Origin of the sequence: Candidatus Enterococcus wittei, from assembly GCF_002140175.1 — a bacterium.
GTDB classification, from domain to species: domain Bacteria; phylum Bacillota; class Bacilli; order Lactobacillales; family Enterococcaceae; genus Enterococcus_B; species Enterococcus_B wittei.
Window position 1 is genome coordinate 407,708 of sequence record NZ_NGMO01000003.1, and the last position, 21,183, is coordinate 428,890.

At 37.4% G+C, this 21,183-nt stretch carries 19 protein-coding genes and 1 other annotated feature; of the genes, 3 read left to right on the forward strand and 16 right to left on the reverse strand.

From position 1 onward, the window contains the following. Position 1 precedes the first annotated feature (1 nt). From sufU to A5844_RS09710, 11 genes are all read right to left on the reverse strand, one after another. The gene (gene sufU / locus A5844_RS09660) at positions 2-472 is read right to left on the reverse strand and encodes a Fe-S cluster assembly sulfur transfer protein SufU (protein WP_086284976.1); all 471 of its coding nucleotides are present in this window, start codon (positions 470-472) and stop codon (positions 2-4) included. After that, positions 459-1,694, reverse strand: coding sequence for a cysteine desulfurase (locus tag A5844_RS09665; RefSeq protein ID WP_086284977.1), 1,236 nt, complete (start codon positions 1,692-1,694; stop codon positions 459-461). Before A5844_RS09665 ends, sufU begins: the two co-directional genes overlap by 14 nt. Further along, positions 1,691-2,980: a Fe-S cluster assembly protein SufD gene (sufD, locus tag A5844_RS09670; protein WP_086284978.1), complete on the reverse strand. Its 1,290-nt coding sequence runs from the start codon at positions 2,978-2,980 to the stop codon at positions 1,691-1,693. Before sufD ends, A5844_RS09665 begins: the two co-directional genes overlap by 4 nt. Before the next feature lie 14 nt (positions 2,981-2,994). After that, on the reverse strand, positions 2,995-3,768 hold the full coding sequence (gene sufC, locus A5844_RS09675) for a Fe-S cluster assembly ATPase SufC (protein ID WP_086284979.1): 774 nt from the start codon (positions 3,766-3,768) through the stop codon (positions 2,995-2,997). A gap of 854 nt (positions 3,769-4,622) precedes the next feature. Further along, positions 4,623-5,471, reverse strand: a complete 849-nt coding sequence (locus tag A5844_RS09680; RefSeq protein ID WP_086284980.1) for a MetQ/NlpA family ABC transporter substrate-binding protein — start codon at positions 5,469-5,471, stop codon at positions 4,623-4,625. A gap of 23 nt (positions 5,472-5,494) precedes the next feature. Then, complete coding sequence (locus tag A5844_RS09685) at positions 5,495-6,181, reverse strand: methionine ABC transporter permease (RefSeq protein ID WP_086284981.1); 687 nt, start codon at positions 6,179-6,181, stop codon at positions 5,495-5,497. Beyond that, positions 6,174-7,208 (reverse strand): methionine ABC transporter ATP-binding protein, encoded by a 1,035-nt coding sequence (locus A5844_RS09690; protein WP_086285256.1) that lies wholly within the window; start codon positions 7,206-7,208, stop codon positions 6,174-6,176. Before A5844_RS09690 ends, A5844_RS09685 begins: the two co-directional genes overlap by 8 nt. A gap of 66 nt (positions 7,209-7,274) precedes the next feature. Then, positions 7,275-7,524 (reverse strand) — a binding site (T-box leader). 61 nt (positions 7,525-7,585) lie between these two features. Beyond that, on the reverse strand, positions 7,586-7,924 hold the full coding sequence (locus tag A5844_RS09695) for a glycine cleavage system H family protein (RefSeq protein ID WP_086285257.1): 339 nt from the start codon (positions 7,922-7,924) through the stop codon (positions 7,586-7,588). 2 nt (positions 7,925-7,926) lie between these two features. Then, positions 7,927-8,283 carry an arsenate reductase family protein gene (locus A5844_RS09700; RefSeq protein WP_086284982.1) on the reverse strand — a complete coding sequence of 119 codons (357 nt, stop codon included), beginning with the start codon at positions 8,281-8,283 and terminating at the stop codon, positions 7,927-7,929. 6 nt (positions 8,284-8,289) lie between these two features. Beyond that, entirely contained in the window at positions 8,290-9,477 is a 1,188-nt protein-coding gene (locus A5844_RS09705; RefSeq protein ID WP_086284983.1) for an FtsW/RodA/SpoVE family cell cycle protein, read from the reverse strand. Positions 9,478-9,861: 384 nt separating this feature from the next. Continuing rightward, a complete protein-coding gene (locus A5844_RS09710) occupies positions 9,862-10,668 on the reverse strand; it encodes a LysR family transcriptional regulator (protein ID WP_086284984.1) in 807 nt (268 codons plus the stop codon). Positions 10,669-11,106: 438 nt separating this feature from the next. Here A5844_RS09710 and A5844_RS09715 point away from each other — a divergent pair, with 438 nt between their 5' ends. Further along, positions 11,107-12,075: a TDT family transporter gene (locus A5844_RS09715; RefSeq protein WP_086284985.1), complete on the forward strand. Its 969-nt coding sequence runs from the start codon at positions 11,107-11,109 to the stop codon at positions 12,073-12,075. Positions 12,076-12,532: 457 nt separating this feature from the next. After that, positions 12,533-13,576, forward strand: coding sequence for a YeiH family protein (locus tag A5844_RS09720; RefSeq protein WP_086284986.1), 1,044 nt, complete (start codon positions 12,533-12,535; stop codon positions 13,574-13,576). A 137-nt stretch (positions 13,577-13,713) separates the two neighbouring features. Here the strand turns inward: A5844_RS09720 and A5844_RS09725 are convergent, their stop codons facing one another. Then, entirely contained in the window at positions 13,714-14,178 is a 465-nt protein-coding gene (locus A5844_RS09725) for a methylated-DNA--[protein]-cysteine S-methyltransferase (RefSeq protein ID WP_086284987.1), read from the reverse strand. A 232-nt stretch (positions 14,179-14,410) separates the two neighbouring features. Between A5844_RS09725 and A5844_RS09730 the strand changes: the two genes are divergently transcribed. Then, on the forward strand, positions 14,411-15,358 hold the full coding sequence (locus A5844_RS09730) for a glycosyltransferase family 2 protein (protein WP_086284988.1): 948 nt from the start codon (positions 14,411-14,413) through the stop codon (positions 15,356-15,358). Between the two features lie 369 nt (positions 15,359-15,727). Here A5844_RS09730 and A5844_RS09735 read toward each other — a convergent pair whose 3' ends face one another. The 4 genes from A5844_RS09735 to A5844_RS09750 all read right to left on the reverse strand — a co-directional run bounded on the left by A5844_RS09735 (position 15,728) and on the right by A5844_RS09750 (position 19,981). Then, positions 15,728-16,903, reverse strand: coding sequence for a MalY/PatB family protein (locus A5844_RS09735; RefSeq protein WP_086284989.1), 1,176 nt, complete (start codon positions 16,901-16,903; stop codon positions 15,728-15,730). A 35-nt stretch (positions 16,904-16,938) separates the two neighbouring features. After that, positions 16,939-18,501, reverse strand: coding sequence for a maltose/glucose-specific PTS transporter subunit IIBC (gene malX / locus A5844_RS09740; RefSeq protein ID WP_086284990.1), 1,563 nt, complete (start codon positions 18,499-18,501; stop codon positions 16,939-16,941). 116 nt (positions 18,502-18,617) lie between these two features. Continuing rightward, the gene (locus A5844_RS09745; protein WP_086284991.1) at positions 18,618-19,388 is read right to left on the reverse strand and encodes a MurR/RpiR family transcriptional regulator; all 771 of its coding nucleotides are present in this window, start codon (positions 19,386-19,388) and stop codon (positions 18,618-18,620) included. Between the two features lie 236 nt (positions 19,389-19,624). Beyond that, entirely contained in the window at positions 19,625-19,981 is a 357-nt protein-coding gene (locus tag A5844_RS09750) for an MmcQ/YjbR family DNA-binding protein (RefSeq protein WP_086284992.1), read from the reverse strand. Between the last annotated feature and the right edge of the window lie 1,202 nt (positions 19,982-21,183).

Consider the following 21,183-nt stretch of genomic DNA (forward strand, 5'->3'; position numbering starts at 1 on the left):
CTCACTCCTCTTCCTTGTGGTCATGATGGAAGGTTGCTGTACCGTCTTCTTCCATTGCTTTACCTAGTGCTTTCCAGGCAAGTGTCGCACATTTGATACGCGCAGGGAATTTAGCAACACCGCTAAGGATAGCGGCATCCCCTAACTGATCTGGATCACGTGTTTCTTTTCCTTGCACTAGTTGTAAAAAATCTACCGTCAAATGCATCGCTTCTTCGATGGTTTTGCCAATGACAGCATCTGTCATCATTGAGGCACTGGCAGTACTGATTGAACACCCACTGCCATCAAAAGCGATATTATTGATTCGTCCGTCTTTGATGTCGACTTGTAACTCGATGACATCACCACAAGTGGGATTGTTCATCTCGATTTTACTCGTTGCTGCACTCAACGTTCCGTGATGATGGGGATAAGCTGAATGATCCAAAATCACTTGTCGATAAAGGTTGTCTAATTTAGATAGTCCCATGTTGGAAAAACTCCTTTGTAGCAATGATTGCTTCAACTAAACGATCGGCATCTTCTTTGGTATTGTAAATATAGAAACTAGCTCTTGCTGTAGCAGCGACTTGCAAATATTTTAAGAGTGGCTGTGCACAATGATGACCGGCACGAACTGCGATCCCTTGCATATCGAGCGCTGTGGCTACATCATGAGGATGGATCCCATCTAAATTAAAAGCGATCACACCTGTGCGTAAGGCAGGATCTTGGGGTCCATAAATTGTCAAGCCTTCAATTGCTTGTAATTTTGGTAACACGTAGGCAGAAAGTTCTGCTTCATATTGATGAATTTTTTCTATATCAAGGGAATTCAAATAGTCGATCGCCGCACCTAATGCAATAGCACCGGCAATATTCGGTGTACCAGCTTCGAATTTCCAAGGAAGTTCTTTCCAAGAACTATCTTCAAGACCGACAAAATCAATCATTTCGCCGCCAAATTCGATTGGTTCCATTTGTTCAAGCCATTTCCGTTTCCCATATAAAACACCAATCCCCGTAGGTCCGCACATTTTGTGCCCGCTAAATGCAAAGAAATCACAGTCCAAATTTTGAACATCGACTTTCATATGTGGGGCAGACTGTGCGCCATCAACGACGATTACGCCTCCTTGTTCATGCACGAGTGTTGCTAGTTCTTCAATTGGATTGATGACTCCTAGAACATTGGATACATGAGCAATAGCGACGATTTTTGTTTTATTTGTAATCAACTCTCTGGCATGAGTCATATCTAATGTGCCTGATTCAGTCAATTCGATATATTTTAGTGTTGCACCAGATTTTTTAGCTAATTGTTGCCAAGGGATGATATTGGAATGATGTTCCATATAAGAAAGCACAATTTCATCACCAGGTTGGATAAAGAATTCACCAAAACTTCTCGCTACCCAGTTCAAACTAGTCGTTGTCCCTCGAGTAAACAAGATTTCTTCTGTTTCTTTCGCATTAACAAAGCTTCTGACTTTTTCTCGTGAAGCTTCATAATCACGGGTTGCACGTTCCGATAAGGTATGGACTCCACGGTGAACATTCGCATTATTACTTGTATAATAATGATTCAGCGTTTCTAGAACTTTCTTCGGCTTTTGACTGGTTGCTGCATTATCCAAATAAACTAAAGGTTCGTCATTGACATCTTGAAATAAGATTGGAAATTCTTGACGAATTTTTTCTGGAGAGATCATACCTCTAACTTCCCTTCAATCACTGACACAAGTTCTTTACGCACAGATTCCACTGGGATAGCCGTCAAGACTGAGCCTAGGAACCCTCGGATCACTAAGCGTTCTGCTTCTTCTTTCCGAAGACCACGACTCATCAAATAATACATTTCTTCTGGATCCACACGCCCTACACTAGCCGCATGTCCTGCTGTCACTTCATGTTCATCAATTAAAAGGATCGGATTCGCATCGCCTCTTGCCTTGTCTGACAACATCAAGACACGACTCTCTTGTTGAGCATCTGCTCCCTTGGCGTTTTTCAAGATATGACCGATACCGTTGAATGTCAACGTGCCTCGTTCACGAATCACTCCATGTTGCAAAATGTGGCCGATGGTATGAGGGGCCTTATTCGTTACTCGAGTATCGATCCCTTGAATTTGTTTACCGGAACTAATAGCGACGATCTTCACTTCTGCGTGGGCACCATTACCTACTAGATCCGAATCAAAGTCAGCTACGATATTGCCGTCATTCATTACCCCGATAGCCCAATCAACAAATGCATCTCGTAAAATATAACCACGACGGTTCATATAAGCAGTCACGTTTTCTCCTAGTTGATCAACAGCAGCATATTTCACTTTTGCTCCTGCTTTAGCGATCACTTCAACAATGATATTGCCTGAAGCTTTTTGTAGTTCTTCTCCTGTAGTTTGGAAACGTTCCAAGTAAGAAAATTCACTGTGTTCGTCAGCTACGATCAACACATGTTTAAAGAAATGTTGAGCCAAACTTCCTTCTTGCATAAATAATGCTTCAATTGGTTCTTTGATCACAACATTTTTAGGTACATATAAGAACAAGCCACTGTTCATAAAGGCAACATGTAATGCAGTCAATTGGTCTTCATCCATTTGTACTGCTTTAGTCATATAATATTCTTGGACCAGTTCAGGATACTCTTGTATAGCAGTAAACAGATCCGTAAAGATCACACCTTGCTCAGCTAGTTCTATAGGTAATTGTTCAAATACCGTCCATGTTCCTTGTTGCACCACCACTGGATTGTCTTTCATCGCATCAAAAGCTGCTACATTTCCTGCATCCAAATTGGCATCAGCGATCGGTGCAACATCAAACAACGGCCAACGATGGAATTTCACGCGGTCGATATGAGGCAAAGGTAGCTCACTTGCTTTTTTCAAGGCCTCTTGACGGAAGTTCGTCATCCATTCTGGTTCTCCTTTGATCAAGGATAAGTCAGTGATAGCGTCAAGATAATCGAGCCATTTATTCTCTTTCATAGATGTGCTCCTCCTTACGCTTCTTCTTCTTTGTAGTCGATTCCTAATTCTTTACTGATTCCTGCATATCCTTCTGCTTCAAGGCGTTTTGCTAAATCAGCTGTTCCAGTCATCACCACTCGACCATCCATCATGATATGCACCACGTCAGGTGTGATATAGTTCAAGAGACGTTGATAGTGGGTGATGATCAATGCGCCAAAGTTTTCGCCACGCATTTCATTGACTCCTTTAGCAACGACTTTCAAAGCATCGATATCCAATCCTGAGTCGATTTCATCTAAAATCGCAAATGTTGGTTCCAACATCAACAATTGTAAAATTTCATTGCGTTTCTTCTCACCACCAGAGAATCCTTCATTCAAATAACGCTCTGCCATTTCTTCTGGCATATTCAAAAGTGCCATTTTTTCATCTAATTTTTTTAAAAATGACATGACAGAAATCTTATTGTCTTCATCACGTGTGGCATTGATTGCAGCACGCATAAATTCTGCATTGGTAATTCCCGGAATTTCACTTGGGTATTGCATGGCTAAAAATAGACCTAAACGTGCCCGTTCATCGACTTCTAAGTCTAAGACATTTTCACCATCAAAAAGGATTTCACCTTCCGTCACTTCATAGTTAGGATTTCCCATGATTGCCGCAGATAAGGTAGATTTTCCTGTTCCGTTTGGTCCCATGATCGCATGGATCTCACCGGTTTTCATTGTTAAATTGACGCCCTTAAGGATCTCTTTATCCTCGATCGACACATGTAAATTTTTAATTTCTAAGACAGACATGCAAATTCCCTCCAAATTCTGTTTCGTTCTCACTTATTTTAGACTAATTGAGAATGAATCGCAATGATCATCCTTATTAAAAATTGAATAAATTTGATTTATTCCTATTAAACCCTTACTTCTAGATGATAATTTTTATAATCTAAACAAAGGATAAAAAATCGTAGTGAAAAATCTCATACTCTATAAAAAAATGAATGAAATCAGTGTCAAAAAATCGAATTGACTATTTTTATATATCGTATATCTTAAAATCAACATAATTGCTACAACAATGACTAAAATTCCGACTGAAATATAGTTCCTTTAACTCCTTTATTTTTCATTTTTACTCCTCTTTTAGTTAAGAACTGTATTTTAGATTTTTTGCTTCAAGTGACTCCTATTTAGAAAACGGGTTTGAATATTTCCGATCATTTTATCCAAGTTTTCTAAAATAGTTTGTTTGACCTACTCATGGTTGGAAATATGTATATAAGTTTGAAAAAAAATAATAAAACTTAGCTTTACGAGAAAACTAGATCTAAAAACAATACAAAAATATCGTAAAACATTTTTCATGCTTTACGATATTTTTTGTTACCTATTTAGAACAAAAGCTTCGTGCACAACCATTGGTAAACGGTGTTCAAAAGCCAGCTCTTTCGGTATTAAGCCGAAACTTGAAAAAATATGAGAAATTATTTCCCCAAGTTCCTTCTTAATACTCAGAGCTAAACGGATTTTTCACAACCTTAATAAACGGTGTTCAAGAAGCTGATCTTCAATATTAAGCCAGAAAATTGTAAAGTATAGGAAGCTATTTTTCAATTTCCTGTCTTAATATTCAGATCAAAGCGCTTCTTTCACGATCTCTACTTTGCGTTTGCATCGACTGGTTTGACGGAGCCTTCCCATTTCTCTTTGATCCAGTTTTGAACGTCTTCACTGTGTAGTGCATCCATCAATTTTTTGATTTTCTCACTGTCTTCATCGCCTTTACGTGTAGCAATGATGTTGACATATGGTGAGTTGTCTTTTTCTAATAAAACGGCATCTTCTAATGGATTTAAGCCAGCGCCATAAGCAAAGTTCGCATTGATTGCTACTAGATCACCTTCGTCATTTTGGTACGTAGAGGCTAATAATGCAGGATCGATGGTATGATTGAATTTCAAGTTTTTAGGGTTTTCATCAATATCGTCAAAAGTGGCTGTTTCTAAATCAACCCCATCTTTCACTGTGACTAGACCTGCATCTTTTAAGATTGTGATGATCCGACCCCAGTCAGACTCAGAATTTGAAGTGATGATCGTTGCGCCATCTTTCAATTCAGAAATGTCATCGATTTGTTTTGAATACAAGCCCATTGGTTCAATATGGACAGCTCCTGCATTGACAAAGTCATAACCTTTTTCTTCGATTTCTTTGTTCAAATAAGGGATATGTTGGAAATAGTTCGCATCGATGTCGCCTTCTGCTAATGCTTGGTTTGGTAACACATAATCATCGAATTTAACGATTTCTAAATCAATTCCTTCATCTTTCAATATTGGTTTCACATGTTCTAAAATTTCAGCATGAGGAGTCGGTGATGCGCCTACTTTTAAAGTAGAATCATTTTCTTTGCTGGATGAATCACTACTTTTATTTTCGCTCCCACATGCCGCTAAACCAACTGTCAGTAAAAGTGCTGCTGCAAATCCAAAAATTTTCTTCTTCATATCCTATATCCTCCTATTTCCTATTATCTTTTATCTGTTTTTTTAGTTAAAAAGTCTCCAATTCCTTGAACAATAAATACGATCACTAAGATAATCAATGTAGCGACAAATGTCACCGTTAAATTACCACGTTGGTAACCTTCTTGCCAAGCTAAACCACCTAGTCCACCGGCACCGATCGCACCAGCCATAGCAGTGAACCCGATCATCGAAATAGTTGTGACAGTCAACCCAGAGATCAATGCTGGAACACTTTCTGGGATCAACACTTTCCAAATGATTTGCCAGTAGCTAGCACCCATTGCATCTGCTGCTTCTAGTACACCTGGACTGACTTCACGAAAAGCAATCTCCACTAAACGAGCATAAAAGGGAGCTGCAGATAATACCAACGCTGGGATAGCTGCTTGAGCACCAAGCATAGTTCCTACAATAGCTTTAGTAAATGGAATGATCAGCACCATCAAGATCATAAATGGCGTGGATCGGAAAATATTACTGATGATCGACACGATACCATAGATGATCCGTGCATAAGGTTTGTTTTGACGTCCGATCGAATACAAGATCAAACCTAATACTAATCCGATGACCGTCACTAATACCATGGAAACTAAAGTCATATAAAGTGTATCGATGATCGCTTGTTTCATTGTTTCCATATTGATTTGACTAAAATCCAAATACGTTTCTGCAAAGCTTTTATCCATGGTGGATCACCTCCACCCCAACACCTTGTTCTTTGATAAATGTTTCTGCTTGATCCAACTCTTTTTCCTCTCCTAGCATCAATGTCGTCAATGAGCCAAATGAGCCATCTTTTGTTTGTTTGATTTTCCCATAAACCACATTGATATCTACATTATAGTGGCGAATAGCTTGGGAAATAACAGGTTCATTGGCATTTTGTTCATTGAATGTCAATGTCACTAAACGACCATTAGGATTTTCTTTGATCAATTCAGCTAACAGCTCCGTAGATTCCGCTTCAGGTTCGATATCTTGTTGGACAAAGCGCTTTGTCACTTCTTGTTGCGGATGACGAAATACAGTCAGTGCATCGCCTTCTTCCACGACCTTTCCACGTTCCATGACAGCAACTTTATTACAAATTTTGCGGATCACGTTCATTTCATGAGTGATCAAGACGATCGTCAAATTCAATTTTTTATTGATCGCTAATAAGAGATCTAAGACTTCTTCTGTCGTTTGTGGGTCTAGTGCGCTTGTCGCTTCATCACAAAGTAAGATTTCAGGATCATTGGCTAATGCCCGAGCAATCCCTACTCTTTGTTTTTGCCCACCGGATAATTGTGATGGATAGGCTTGACCTCTACCTTCTAAACCGACTAAACGTAATAATTCTTCTGCACGTTCTTTGCGAGTTTGTTTAGGCACTCCTGCTAACTCCAAGGGTAATTCGATATTTTCAAGAACTGTTCTCGACCATAAAAGGTTGAAATGTTGGAAAATCATACCGATTTTTTTACGAAATACTCTTAACTCTTTATTTTTCAATTTTGTGATATTTTGCTTATTCACAATAACTTCTCCACTTGTCGGCAACTCCAGTCCATTCAATAATCGGACCAAGGTACTTTTTCCTGCGCCTGAATACCCTACGATTCCGAAGATATCGCCTTGCTCAACACTTAAAGAAACATCGTTGATGGCGTGAATCGTCCCGTTTTTCCCGCCAAATGTTTTCTTGACATTCGTCAATTGGATCAATGACATATCCTTCACATCTTTCTTTTCAAATTTTTCCTGAGGAACAAAAAAACTTCCGTCCTCTGCGTTTAGCAAAAGGACGAAAGTTTAGACTTCCGTGTGACCACCTTGATTCGCTGCTATTTCACAATAACAACCTCTTTCAGTACTTGAACTCTGTCGCATACTGCTGTGCTGTAACGGGCACTCCCGTAATAAGTTTGCTGATGCTCACTTATTCTGCTCTAAGACCATCTTCCATCTCATTTCTGTTACCCCTTCTCAGCAAATAGGGCTCTCTTGGAACATCCGTGACATGTACTCTTCTTTTCAAAGCTTTCAATATAGTTGTTATGATTATATCAGCAGAAAGAATGTGTGTCAATCTTTTATCCGAAGCATTATTATAGCGCTGCGAACTCTTCTGGATCGACGCCTTTGAAGCTTAAGATCCATGCATTCATTTCATCTTCATCATTTAAAATAGCAATATTTTCGTTGATTTTTTCATTTACTGAAGAAATCGTGCCACTTAGTGGACTGACAAACTCATTGACTGCTTTTTCAGCTTCTACTTCGATCAATGAATCCCCTGCTTTGTATGTCTTACCTTCTTTAGGCAGATTCGCAAAAGTCACTTCTCCTAATTCATCTTGAGCTTCTTTGGTCAAACCCACACAATATTCTTTCCCATTAAATAAAATCCATAGGTTATCTTTTTTCTTTAAGTGTTTCCCAGCCATTTTCAAATCAATGCTCCTTCGTATGTTTTTTCATTAAATCCAATTGCGACAAGTTGATTTTCTTTGACGATCAGTGGTCGTTTGATCAGCATCCCATCCGTGGAAAGCAACTGACTTGCTTGGGCGATCGAAAGACTGTCGACTTGGTCTTTGAGACCAAGCTCTCGGTATTTCATCCCGCTGGTATTAAAAATACGGCGAATTGGTATATCCGAATGCTTCAGCCATATTTCAATCGTTTCAGCAGTTGGCGGATATTGGATCATATCAATCGTTTGATACACGACTTGGTGATTGTCAAGCCATGTTTTGGCTTTGCGACAAGTAGAACATTTGGGGTACCAGTAAAAAGTAAACAAGTTGCGTTACCTCCTTGAAATTTTTGCTGGTGCTTCCTTTTGGTATCTCATTGATAAGATCAAACCAATCCCGATCATGTTTCCTAAAATAGATGACCCCCCTTGACTGATGAACGGCAATGGGATACCTGTTAATGGAAGTAAGCCAATGTTTGCCCCGATGTTTTCAAATACATGGAACAATAGCATCATGATCAGGCCACTAGCAATGTAAGCATAAAATTCATTGTTTGTATCGAAACAAACTCGTATCATACGATAAATCAAGACAAAATACAAGAAAATGACAAATGCGCCTCCGATAAAGCCAAAATTCTCACCGATAACCGTGAAAATCATATCTGACTCTCGGACTGGAACATAAATATCACTCACATTAAATCCTTTTCCAAGTAATCCTCCCGTTCCAATGGCAAGAAGTCCTTGTGCAGGTTGATAACTCATACCCGATGTATCATGGAAAGGATCTAACCAAGAATCGATTCGGGCGAATTGGTAAGATTTGAACCCGATATTATAAAGTAATTCTCTACCGCCTTCTGTCGTCACTAAAAAGATCGTACCGCCACCTACGATGACCGCTAAAGCAAAGACTGGTGCGATGATTTTCCAAGAAATCCCTGACATCAAGAACACACCACCAAAAATGGCTAAGAAAACGAGCATCGTCCCAAAGTCATCTTGGGCCATGATCAATGCCAAGACAGGTGCAGTGACAAGCAACATTTTAGCAATCAGCCAAAGATCTGATTTGATCGTTCGTACTTTGACTTGTGTATTATGCTTTGTGACGATCAATGCCATCATCAAAATATAAGCGATCTTCATCAGCTCGGCAGGTTGAAACGTCACCGAACCAAAGCGGAACCAGTTTTTTGAACCCGTACTTGCTGCCAAATTTTGATCATAAAATTTCAATAGCAGTCCCATCACGACTAACCCTAGTCCATAAAGATAAGGCGTAAGTTTCCAGATCCATTTTGAATTGATCCTCATAATGATGACAATAGCCAATGATCCGACTAAGTACCAAACCAACTGCATACCAACACCTCTTACGACAGATGGGTGATTCGGATCGTGACTAAGTGCCACATATAAAGATAATAGGCCAATCAAACACAGTAAAAATACCGGTAAGATCACACCATAATCAATTCGATTATCATTCGAAGCTTTTATTTTTTTTTCCATCTTTCATCCCTTTTCCTAAAAACCATACTGCCCTATATTATAGCTGTCTCGACTTATAAAGAAAAGCCAAAGCAAATGAGATTTGAGAAAAATTAATCTTATTTCTTACTTCTAGGTTCGCCCCACTGAACTTATTCCTAAAATCAGTGAGAAAAAATTTTATCTATAACAATAAAACAATAATCACCACTTGTATTTAGAACGGCACATTCCTTTTATCAAATCTAAAAATGATGGAGCAAACCAGCATTTCGATAAAATACTGCATTTTATTATCCATTTCTTGTTTTCCACTTTTTTTATTTAAGAAACAGCTAGTGACTATTTTCTAAAAACTGGATTTTTTTATTATAAATAACCCTATTTCATCTGTAGAAAAATTTTTTATTTATAATACTTCAAAATCTCTTGTCCAACTTCCAAGATACGTTCAGATGTGAGATGGGTTCGTTGAATCAGATAAAAATATCGTTGGTTATCAAGTGGTTCAAAAGGTACGTCTTCTGGTACTGCTCTTTTTGATAAAATAGAGCGGCCAATCCCTTCTTTCAACATAGCTGCAATCACTTCATTACTTTTAACAACCATTTTCTTTTCTTGCTTGTTCTTTTCTTCAAAATAACGTTGCGTATAATGGAAAACCCCTGAAGAAGTTTCTCTGACTAACCACAATTTGTTTTCTGGACTCCCTGCTACGACTAAGTCATCTTCGATCAAAGAGTATCTTTGAACACCAGAGGTTTCTAGTGGCTTCTCAATAAAACCAAAATCCGCTTCATGTTTTGCCACTTGATCCAATGCATCATGAGAATTGGCAAAATCAATCGAAAAATTGATTTTAGGGAATTTCGCTAACAGTTCTTTCATTAATTTAGGCAATAAATAAACTGCAAACGTATGGGAGGCAACAATGCGACACAATTCCTCTTCGTTTTGCTCATCCAATAATTTTTGTTGTGTGTCATCCCATTCTTCCAATAAGACTAATGCCCGTTCATAAAGTAGATCAGCTTGCTTTGTTGGTTGCATTTCTTTTCGACCATTACGTTGAAATAAATCTACTCCTAACTCTCGTTCTAGTTGTTTGATCTGATTCGAAACAGCCGGTTGGGACAAATACAAAAGCTCTGCTGTTCTCGAAAAATTTCTAGTTTCATAAACGACACGAAAAGTTGTTAGTAATTTAAACATCTATCCACTTCCATAACATAATTTTATAGTAACTATAATAACTATTTGATTTAAATATAACAGAAATCCACTATAATGATAAGTGTAAAGCAAAGGATATGAAAGGAATCTTCTGCACCAAGTAATCAGACAGAAATATTCAACCTGTTTTTTCATCTTTGTGCTTTATTAGCGAAATATTCTGTCTAGTGCAGTATTCAGACTATTACAAATCATTTTCTATTTTTGACTAGTCTGATGGATGATCATCCCTTTCACCTCCAAACAGACAGCTTGATGAGTAACGATAGATAGGTAGATACTACATGCGATTTGTTTATTTCCCGTTAGATGTCTTACAATTTCTTCGTAACTATCAATTTTTCCCACTATCTAACGTTACTCTTAAAGCCTGTCTACTTCTATCAAATCATAATCTTAGAAAAAGGGAGACTGGCTATGAAACACTTCTTAAAAATTATTCCTATTCCGATTTGTGGAATGATTCTTGGTTTAGCTTCTTTGGGAAATCTTTTCAAAGATTATCATCTTATCCCATTAGGTAATTTCATTGGTGCGATCAGTACCATTTTGATCCTTTTAATGTTTGGTAAATTATTTCTCTTGTTCGAGCATACAAAACAAACGTTACATGATCCAATTATCGCATCCGTTTCACCAACTTTTACAATGGCGTTGATGGTCATTTGTACGTACTTCGTTCCATTTAAAGAAATTGCTCCTTTCGTTAAATTCATTTGGCTATGTGCAGTGCTCTTCCAAATCGTCTTAGTATTCTATTTTACGTATCATCATGTCATCAAAGCGGATCTATCGATTGAAGCCATCTATCCAAGTTGGTTCATTATCTATGTTGGATTTGGTGTAATCACAGTCACAGCTGGAAACTTTTTACCAGTACTTGGAAAAATCTTCTTCTGGATCTCGCTAACTTGCTATGCATTCTTGTTGCCGATCATCATCAAACGAATCTTTTTCGTTAAGAACATGGCACATCCAACACTACCATTGATTGCGATTCTCGCAGCGCCTGGTTCTTTGTGTTTGACTGGCTACTTAAAAAACTTTGTACAACCAAATATTTACTTAGTTTTATTACTATTTGTTATTTCACAAGTCTTGTACTTTATCGTCCTAGCTATGTTGCCACATTTGTTGTCTCTTGACTTTTATCCAAGTTACGCAGCATTCACATTTCCATTGGTCATCTCAGCGACCGCTTTATTTACGACCGTTCGTTATTTCCATACATTAGGCATTCCAACTGGTTTATTAGATGCCTTGAAAGTAATAGAATGCTTAATCGCTACAGGAATGATCCTATACGTATTTGGACATTACCTACGTTATCTAATCAAAGAACATCGTAAAAACAAACCAATCATGACAAAAGAACTAATCGATTAATCTTTTACTATATGAGTTGCGACTTGTACAACTCCCACAAATATGCCGAAGAATCCGAAAATGATTTTAGACATTTTCGGATTCTTTTTTTAGGTTGTAAGAGAAGGGAGCTGACCTGAGCAGTAAGAAAAAATCTCAGAAAATAGCTCCTCATATTTTGTGAGATTTTAGCTTAGTGCTGAAGGTCCCCTTCTCGAACACCGTTTATCAAGAAGTTGTGAAAGAAGCGTTCTTCACTGAGGCATAAGGAAGGAACTTAGGAAATGCCCCCTCCTATTTTATGAGATTTTAACTCAGCGACTTGGATTTTTAGATCAGATCAATGATTATCCAATCTAAACATTCTATACACGCTCTATCTACCATCCTCAAAATTTTGTGTTTTATTAAAAAAGGATTTAATGCTAATATATTTTAGAAATTATTTTTACTATTGTTTATGAAAGGACTCAAATCAATGAATGCTTTACTTTATTATCTCAATGCTTTAAAAAACTTCGGATGGAGAAAAATTTTCCCTGGGTTGCTACTTGCTTTTATCGTTGCTGTTATCAGTAAACTACTAGCACTTTTTGTTCCCCAGATCGGTGCTGCGACACTTGCGATTCTTTTAGGTATCGTCTTGGGAAATACCTTTTTTAAACAACCTACTCTTTCGATCGGAACAAAATTTGCTGAGAGCAAGTTATTAGAATTCTCTGTTTTTTTATTAGGAGCAACCGTAACCGTCCAAACAATTGCACAAATCGGGATAAAAGGTGTAACCTTTGTTCTCCTCCAAATGGCTGTGACTATCGTGGGTGCTTATCTTATTGGAAAAAAACTACTATTTAGTGATACTTCTTCATTGCTGATGGCTGGTGGGAATGCAGTCTGTGGTTCTTCTGCGATTGCCTCGATTGCCCCAGGTATTCATGCATCTGAAGAAGAAAAAGGACAAATCATTACTTTGGTGAATTTATTAGGTACAGTGATGATGTTGACACTACCATTTCTTGGCTTGCACTTATATGGCGATCAACTGATCGAAAAAAGCGCCTTATTAGGAGGTACGCTACAATCTGTTGGTCAAGTTGTAGCAGGTGCAAGTTTATTGGATGCTTCCGTTGTCCAATTTGCTATGCTTTTTAAAATCATGCGTATCATGATGCTAGTAGTTGTTGTTTATCTGTTTGAAAAATTTATGCAAAATAAACAACCGGCTGTTACTTCCGTCTATGCACCAAAAACCAAACAAAAATCGCTACCATTACCATGGTATGTCTTAGGTTTCCTGATTTTTTGTTTGATCAATAGTGCCTTCACTCTTCCAACATGGATTGATCAGTCTGCTCATTTTATCAGCAATTGGTTTGAAATTACCGCTCTAGCTGCTATTGGGTTAAGATTGGATTTTGCTAAATTCATGAAAGAAGGTCCACGTTTCTTAACCTATGGATTATCCGTTGGAATCTTGCAAACCATTATGGCACTATTCTTTATCTGGTTGATCCAACTTTAAACTACTACAATTAAAGTCACGAGTATTCTCGAATAACTAATAAATATAAAAACTGTGATTAAAAGAACATCATTTCCAAAAAATAAACAGACATCAACGTTCGTTTTGAGGAAACTATGCACTTAAATCACAGCTTTTTATTTTGACAAAATATTTTCTAAGATCAATAATTTTCGTTTGATCAGCAATCCATTTTCGGCACTCCCCATGTAACCAGTCAACTGCCCATTTTGGCCAATGACTCGATGACATGGAATGATGATAGGCAAAGGATTTAGCCGATTAGCTTGACCAATGGCTCGTGCAGCTTTTGGACGATTAACCGCTTCGGCAATTTGTTTATACGTACGACTCTCTCCATAAGGGATTTTTCCGAGTGCATACCAAACACTTTGTTGAAATTCACTACCTCTTTGAATGGATAATGGGACAGTAAATACTTGTCTCGTTCCAGAAAAATATTCTTCTAACTCTTTTCTTGCAAGAGCAAGCACTTGTGGATCTGCTTGCTGATTTTCTTGAATCAATTGAAATGAGACAGACGTCAAACCCACTGCATCCGCATCTAGCCATAATGGACCAATTGGTGTACTTATTTTCATAATGTTCGCCCAAAAAATAATGGGCTATCCTCCTCTATCCTCATTGTTTTTTGTTCCATCATCCATGATATTCCGAGAAAAATCAATCTAAAAGTTTATTAAATGAAAGATAGATGGTACACTAATTAAGGTGTCTATAACAGCAAACTTGTTGTGTTTAGTTGTTATTTATCAATAGACTCATGTTTCATGATGCTATTGTAGATAAATTATGTGTGAAAGGATCGAAAGTATGAAAATATCTATTATCGTCCCTTGTTTTAATGAAGAAAAAACTGTACCACTTTTTTTTGAAGAAGTCGAAAAATATAGAGGGGATTACGAGTTCGAATATCTTTTCATTGATGATGGTTCAGAAGATGGAACATTATCTGCAATAAAAAAATTAGCAAGTAGCCATGACTCTGTTCGCTTTGTTTCTTTTTCTCGGAACTTTGGCAAAGAGGCTGCTTTATATGCTGGATTACAAGCATCTACTGGTGACTTGATTACCGTCATGGATGTGGATCTACAAGACCCTCCAGAATTGTTACCTGTCATGATTGATCGTGTGCTTCACTCGGATATCGATTGTATCGGTACACGTCGTTCCACTCGAGAAGGCGAACCTGCGATTCGTAGTTTTTTTGCGAAGAAATTTTACCAATTGATCAATAAAATCAGCGATACTGAAATGGTTGACGGTGCAAGAGATTATCGTCTGATGACAAGACAAATGGTAGATGCAGTATTGGAATTATCCGAGCATAATCGCTTCTCAAAAGGGCTATTCAGTTGGGTCGGATTCAAAACAGAATACATTTCTTTTGAAAATCGTGAGCGTGTAGCTGGTGAAACCTCTTGGTCTTTCTGGAAATTATTCAATTACTCGATTGACGGAATCGTCAATTTTTCGGATACGCCTCTTAACATCGCTTCTTTTGTTGGCGCATTATCTTGTGTAGGATCGGGTATTGCCATCTTATTTATTATTTTACGAGCATTACTTTTTGGCGATCCAACGTCCGGTTGGCCTTCACTTGTTTCCATCATCTTATTTATCGGTGGTGTGCAATTACTTTGTCTAGGAATAATTGGAAAGTATATTGGAAAGATTTTCTTAGAAACGAAACAGCGTCCCGTTTATATCGTCAGAGAAACAGAAAAGCAAAAAGCGCATCAAATCAACGAGAAAAACTAAAAATTTCCACTTACCTCTATGAAGCTGTCCCAAGTTACTTGGAAGACAGCTTTTTTATTTATGATAAGCTTTTTGAAAAACTGTCGTTATCAATGTAAATTCTCTTTAAATCATTTCAGGCTTATGGATAGTGAAATATAATAGAAATGAAAAGTTACAGACATTCACACTTATAAATCATTGTTCTCCATATTATTTCCTAGTTGGTTAACCAATGGAGAAAATATCCCCATGAAAGTAGTTTCAATCACTACTAACACTCCACTTTCCGTCCTACACTCTTTCACTTATTAGTCTTTGGATCTTGCACAACTTGAAAATACACAAGCATTCAATAATAATTGCTTATCAACTATCATCTAATTTAAATCAACTAGATAACTCTTTACGCATCAGACTTTGTGTCAAACGGTTCAGGCCGTCTTCGAGTTTTTTCCTTGGACAGCCGACATTTAAGCGCAAAAAGTTTTTCCCTGATTCACCATAAACCGCACCAGACATAATTGCGACTTTACCAATATGGATCATCCTAGCTTGGAGTTCTTCCATACTAACAGGTAACTTCGAACAATCCAGCCACATTAAATACGTCGCTTCACTTTTTGTTACGATGATCTCTGGATGATGTTGCTTCAGATACTCAGTTACAAAAATAATATTGTTATCAATGTAGTGATTCAGTGCATTGACCCATTCTTGTGATTTCTCATAAGCAGCAATGGTTGCGGTCAATCCGAATACACTTGTGGAACTCAACCCATCCGCTTCCTTTAATTGTTGAAGAAACCGTTGGCGTAAGTCACTATCAGGAAGGATAGCATAAGAGAAGATCAAGCCGGGAAAATTAAATGTCTTGCTGCCAGAAGTAACAACGGCTACATTTTTTTGGATAAAGTCGGTCAGCGGTCGATGGACTTGCCCTTCTCGTAAAATATCCATATGAATCTCATCTGAAATGATAAATACTTTATGTGTTTGTGCAAGTTCGATGATTGCCTTTAATTCTTCTTGTGTCCAAACTCTACCAGTTGGATTATGAGGACTGCACAGCAATAAGATTTTATTTTCAGGTTTGGCCATTTGTTCAGCCAACTCAGGTAGATTCAGGTGATATTTTCCCTCACTATAAATCAGATCATTTAAAATGATGTTCCGCTGATTTCCACGGATCACTTTATAAAAGGCATCATAAGCAGGTGTCTGGATGATCACGCCATCTCCTGGATTACTAAGCAAGGTTAATAATTGTTTAATACTATAAATGACAGACGGACTATAGACCAGCCACTCTTCCTTGATAAAACTTGAGAATCGATTTTGATACCATCTACTGACAGCGGATTTGAAATCTGTATGGTTCCATCTTGTATAGCCAAAAACAGGATGATTCATCCGTTTTAATAATGCTGACTCAACTACTGAAGGAACTCTAAAATCAGTATCTGAAATAGTGAAAGGCAACAAGTCTTTTTGCCCAAAGCGATCTTCGACATAATCCCATTGCGTACAATGAGTGCCTTTGCGATTGATTGGTTCATTAAACATTCATCTTTCCTCCTTTGTCTAGTTCCCCAACTGCTTTATAAAATCGCATCTAGCTGATTTCTCACTGTAGTTACTTTTGTTCCAATGATGACTTGGACATTGGTATCATCTAGGTGGACCACTCCTAAAGCACCGAGTTTCTTCAGACGCTCATCGTCAATAATCGATCCATCATTGACTACTAGACGTAAGCGGGTGATGCAGTTGTCAAGAGAATGGATATTTGCTGCACCTCCCAGGGCTGCTAGTATCCCATGGGCATCGAACGCCCCTTTGGCTTTATAGGAAACTTCTTCCTCTGAGTATTCCACCCCATCTGTACTCTCCTCACGACCAGGTGTTTTCAAATTCTTACGCAAAATAACTGTTTTGAAGACAAAATAATAAAGTGCAAACCAGCCAATCCCTACCAACAATACTAACCACCACTTAGTATACGTTCCTTGCATGACACCGAAAATAATAAAATCTAATACCCCACCATCTGTATTTCCGATCGTAACTCCTAAAAGACTCATAAGCATAAAGCCAGCTCCAGTCATGATCACGTGGAACACCCATAACAATGGACTTAAAAATAGAAACAAGAACTCAATTGGTTCAGTAATCCCTGTCACGAAAGTCGCAATCACCCCAGAAATCAGTAATCCTTTGATTTTCGGGCGATTCTCAGGTTTTGCTGTTTGATACATGGCTAAAGCTGCCGCAGGTAATCCAAACATAAATGTTGGCATTTTCCCTTGTGATAAGAAAGCTGTAGCACTTGGTGAGATCGCTAACCCATGTTGTAATTCATTGTAGAAAATATTTAATGCACCAAAGACTTGTTGGCCGTCAATCACTTGACTACCTCCAGCTTCTGTAAAACGGATCATTGATACCAAAATATGATGCAAGCCAAATGGCAAGAGCAACCGTTCACCTGCCCCAAATAGAAACGGTCCAAAAGCGCCTGATCGTTGAATCAAATGACCGATCCCGGTAATCACTGTAGCAAAAATGGGCCAGATCATCGGGATAATCACCCCGACTATTGCCAAAGTAACGGAAGTAATGATCGGCACAAATCGAGTGCCTGAGAAAAAAGCAAAACTATCTGGCAGTTGGAACTGATAGAACTTGGTATGTAGTTTGTACACAATCAATCCAACGATGATTCCCCCAAGAACTCCCATTGATAAAGTCTGGATACCAAAGACCATTTCTTGTCCCGCTTCCCGCAATTGATCCGCAGCAGCCAATTGATTTGTTTCTTGTAAATAGAAGTTGATGGATAATTGCATCACTACGTATCCGACAAATCCAGAAAAAGCGGCTACCCCTTTTTCTTTACGAGCAAGACCTAAAGGAATCGCCATTGCAAACATCACCGGTAAATAACTAAAAGCGAATCCCCCGATCGTTGACATAAAACGAAAAGTGACTTGTAACCAAGAAGCACCTAAAGATGGCAATACTTCAATGGCAGATTCAGATGAGAACGCACTCCCAACCCCAAGAAATAACCCCATAAATGCCAATAAAGCAACTGGCAACATAAATGTTTTCCCTAACCCTTGAAAGATTTCCATCCAACTTACTTTCTTTCCTTTTCCCATATTTTTTCCTCCTCACAGTTTTCTTACTTTTAAAATGTAAGCGATATCAACAGATATTACAAGTGTGCTTAAAAAAGAAGAATGCCCATTCACAAATTGGAATGAGCATTCTTTTTTTAGAAATCCAATTGATTGGCATATTGGATAATCAAAATATCAAGTAATATATCTATAGAAACTCTCGGACTCAAATCAATGTCTTGATGATAGATTGTGATCATTTCCGCAATAAACGAGATTGTCGACAGTTCTTCTAATGTACTAGCTGATTGCCCGATAAAAGACAATAAAGGAACACTATGCTCTTTCAATCGCGTGGCATCATTGAGCATCCCAATTGTTTCTCCACTATGACTAATGAAAATCGCTAAATCTTGTTCTGTCAATTGGTGACTAATAGCCGTTAGTTCATCCCAATCTGTAGAATGTCCTACGTTTTTTCCTAAAAAGCGCAATTTACGATTTACAGAGACAGCAACAGGGATACTTTGACCCAAAGCAAAAATCTCGATCCTCTTTGCTTTTTTGAGCATCGCTACTGCTGATTGAATTAGTATCGGATCAATTTTTTCCAGTGTGCTCGTAAATTGTTGACTGATTTCCTTAATTAAAGGGGCTAAAGAATAGTTTTCATCTGATGTTACTTCTTTCCTCTCAAAAGACTGATATCCTTTGATCGCAAACTTGAATTCCTGAAATCCTTTAAATCCAAGTTTTTTTGCCATGCGTGTAATAGTAGCTTGACTGGTAAAGGTTTCGATCGCTAATTCATCCGCAGTCATTGAAGAAACTTTTTCAGAAGTATGCAAACAGTAATCAAGAACATTTTTTTCCACACGATTCAACTCAGGGATTTTATACTGGATTCGTTTATAAAAATGATTCATCCCTCTCCCCCTTTTCTTATCTGACAGATATTTTGAATAGGTATATACGTTTATTTTATTTAATTAAGTTTCCCACTCAGGCAAATCCACTAATTTACCGTTTAGGATAGAAACTTCTTGGTTAAATTTATCACATTCTATAAATATGATGAGGTGTTTTTCAACTTTTCATCTTATCAACCAGATCAAAACTTGCGATCAAAATCTCTGTGGAAATCCGTTGTGCTTAGTTATCATTAGCTCGTCAAGTGATAACTTTCCTCTAACAAATTAATGATTTGTTCGGTTTCTATTGATCCGTCTAGAATAACGGTAATCCAATGGTTCTTATTCATATGATAAGCAGGGAAATACCCAACGCCTTTTTTTAATATAGAAATCATTTCTGGATCAAGCTTTAAATCAATGTTTTCTACACTATCAGTAGAGGCTAAACCTAGTTTGTTTTTTTCAACTGACATCAATAATCCAAACCATTTCCCATTACTTTTGTGTCGGAAAACTTCATAGTCAGGAAATTTTTTAAATGGTTTATCCACTTTTGCATCTTTTAAAGTATGTGTATATTCAATTACTTTCTCTCTTATTACCATAGCCATTCTCCTCTCTCATTTAGTCATTTTATCTTAGAAGAACACAGGGTACAAAAGACAATTGATACAATGCCTTACATAAAGTTCTGGAATCAAAACCTTTTGATTCCAAACTGATATTTCAAATTCTCGCATTTCTCAGAAACGAAGATCGTGTTTCACACTTTTGAATTTCACATGAAATTCAAAATATATGTTTGCTAATATTCTCACTGATATAAAGGATAGGATTTAACCTTTATTTATCTCATACCCTTCTTTTCGCATAATCCCTTTAATTATTAACCTATATCATTTTATTAACACCAAGGTTATATCGCTAAAGCTATTCCATCCACATTTCTACAAGTGTAACTAAAGGAATTAATAAAAAAAGTGATTATCGAAATGATAAGCCTTAATATCGATGATTTTATTTAGTATGCCAGCTGTAGGTGATATATTTAAAACACACTTGATATTGGTTCCCAAAACTTTGAATATCCTATACATATTCTAACATTGTTCCAATACGTTAATAATTGTTTAAAAAATTTTTGTACAGATAATCTTATTATAGATATTGTCCAAGTGAAAAATCCATACATATAGTCCAATACAAGGACAAACCATACTATTGTTTCTACTTTTTGAAAAACTAGTTACCGATATCTACACTTTATTGCATATACTGATTGTATAAAGAGAATAGGATTGATTAATATGAACCAATTTTTTGAATGGTTGAGAAATATTTTTATGAAAATGAACATGTTAAACAACAATGGGAATCAGAGCCGTTGGTGTATTTCCAACACCTCAACCGTAATAACAAAAAAGTATGCGAATTAATAGTTTTAGAAGCTAAACAAAATAGCAAGCATCAACCAAATCAATCTAAAAATGAGATTGATTTTTCCTCTCTATCTCGTGAGCCGAGAGTATAGAATTTATTATATATATCCTAACTCTACACAACTTATCATGGAACAGTTGGCTTTATCTCATATCGCAAACGATTGTTTCCATTTTCAATAAAAAATGTTTCACCTCCCCTTTGCGATGAAGCATATACTCTTTAGAGAATATACATAGATAGGAGAGATTAACAATGGGACAAGGTTCTTCGAAAGAAAGTCAGGATAATACTTACCAAGGAATAGTACAAGGGAATTCTAAGGATAATACTTACCAAGGAATAGCACAAGGGAATTCTAAGGATA

Excerpts from the sequence above, each read along its gene's own strand:
- A5844_RS09745 (WP_086284991.1), bottom strand. The coding sequence starts at position 19,388 with ATGAATCATTTTTATAAACGAATCCAGTATAAAATCCCTGAGTTGAAT.
- A5844_RS09730 (WP_086284988.1), top strand. The coding sequence starts at position 14,411 with ATGAAAATATCTATTATCGTCCCTTGTTTTAATGAAGAAAAAACTGTA.
- A5844_RS09720 (WP_086284986.1), top strand. The coding sequence starts at position 12,533 with ATGAATGCTTTACTTTATTATCTCAATGCTTTAAAAAACTTCGGATGG.
- A5844_RS09690 (WP_086285256.1), bottom strand. The coding sequence starts at position 7,208 with ATGTCATTGATCCAATTGACGAATGTCAAGAAAACATTTGGCGGGAAA.
- A5844_RS09750 (WP_086284992.1), bottom strand. The coding sequence starts at position 19,981 with ATGGTAATAAGAGAGAAAGTAATTGAATATACACATACTTTAAAAGAT.
- A5844_RS09705 (WP_086284983.1), bottom strand. The coding sequence starts at position 9,477 with ATGGAAAAAAAAATAAAAGCTTCGAATGATAATCGAATTGATTATGGT.
- A5844_RS09695 (WP_086285257.1), bottom strand. The coding sequence starts at position 7,924 with ATGGCTGGGAAACACTTAAAGAAAAAAGATAACCTATGGATTTTATTT.
- A5844_RS09715 (WP_086284985.1), top strand. The coding sequence starts at position 11,107 with ATGAAACACTTCTTAAAAATTATTCCTATTCCGATTTGTGGAATGATT.
- A5844_RS09685 (WP_086284981.1), bottom strand. The coding sequence starts at position 6,181 with ATGGATAAAAGCTTTGCAGAAACGTATTTGGATTTTAGTCAAATCAAT.
- A5844_RS09710 (WP_086284984.1), bottom strand. The coding sequence starts at position 10,668 with ATGTTTAAATTACTAACAACTTTTCGTGTCGTTTATGAAACTAGAAAT.
- A5844_RS09665 (WP_086284977.1), bottom strand. The coding sequence starts at position 1,694 with ATGATCTCTCCAGAAAAAATTCGTCAAGAATTTCCAATCTTATTTCAA.
- A5844_RS09680 (WP_086284980.1), bottom strand. The coding sequence starts at position 5,471 with ATGAAGAAGAAAATTTTTGGATTTGCAGCAGCACTTTTACTGACAGTT.
- A5844_RS09725 (WP_086284987.1), bottom strand. The coding sequence starts at position 14,178 with ATGAAAATAAGTACACCAATTGGTCCATTATGGCTAGATGCGGATGCA.
- sufU (WP_086284976.1), bottom strand. The coding sequence starts at position 472 with ATGGGACTATCTAAATTAGACAACCTTTATCGACAAGTGATTTTGGAT.
- sufD (WP_086284978.1), bottom strand. The coding sequence starts at position 2,980 with ATGAAAGAGAATAAATGGCTCGATTATCTTGACGCTATCACTGACTTA.
- malX (WP_086284990.1), bottom strand. The coding sequence starts at position 18,501 with ATGGGAAAAGGAAAGAAAGTAAGTTGGATGGAAATCTTTCAAGGGTTA.
- A5844_RS09735 (WP_086284989.1), bottom strand. The coding sequence starts at position 16,903 with ATGTTTAATGAACCAATCAATCGCAAAGGCACTCATTGTACGCAATGG.
- sufC (WP_086284979.1), bottom strand. The coding sequence starts at position 3,768 with ATGTCTGTCTTAGAAATTAAAAATTTACATGTGTCGATCGAGGATAAA.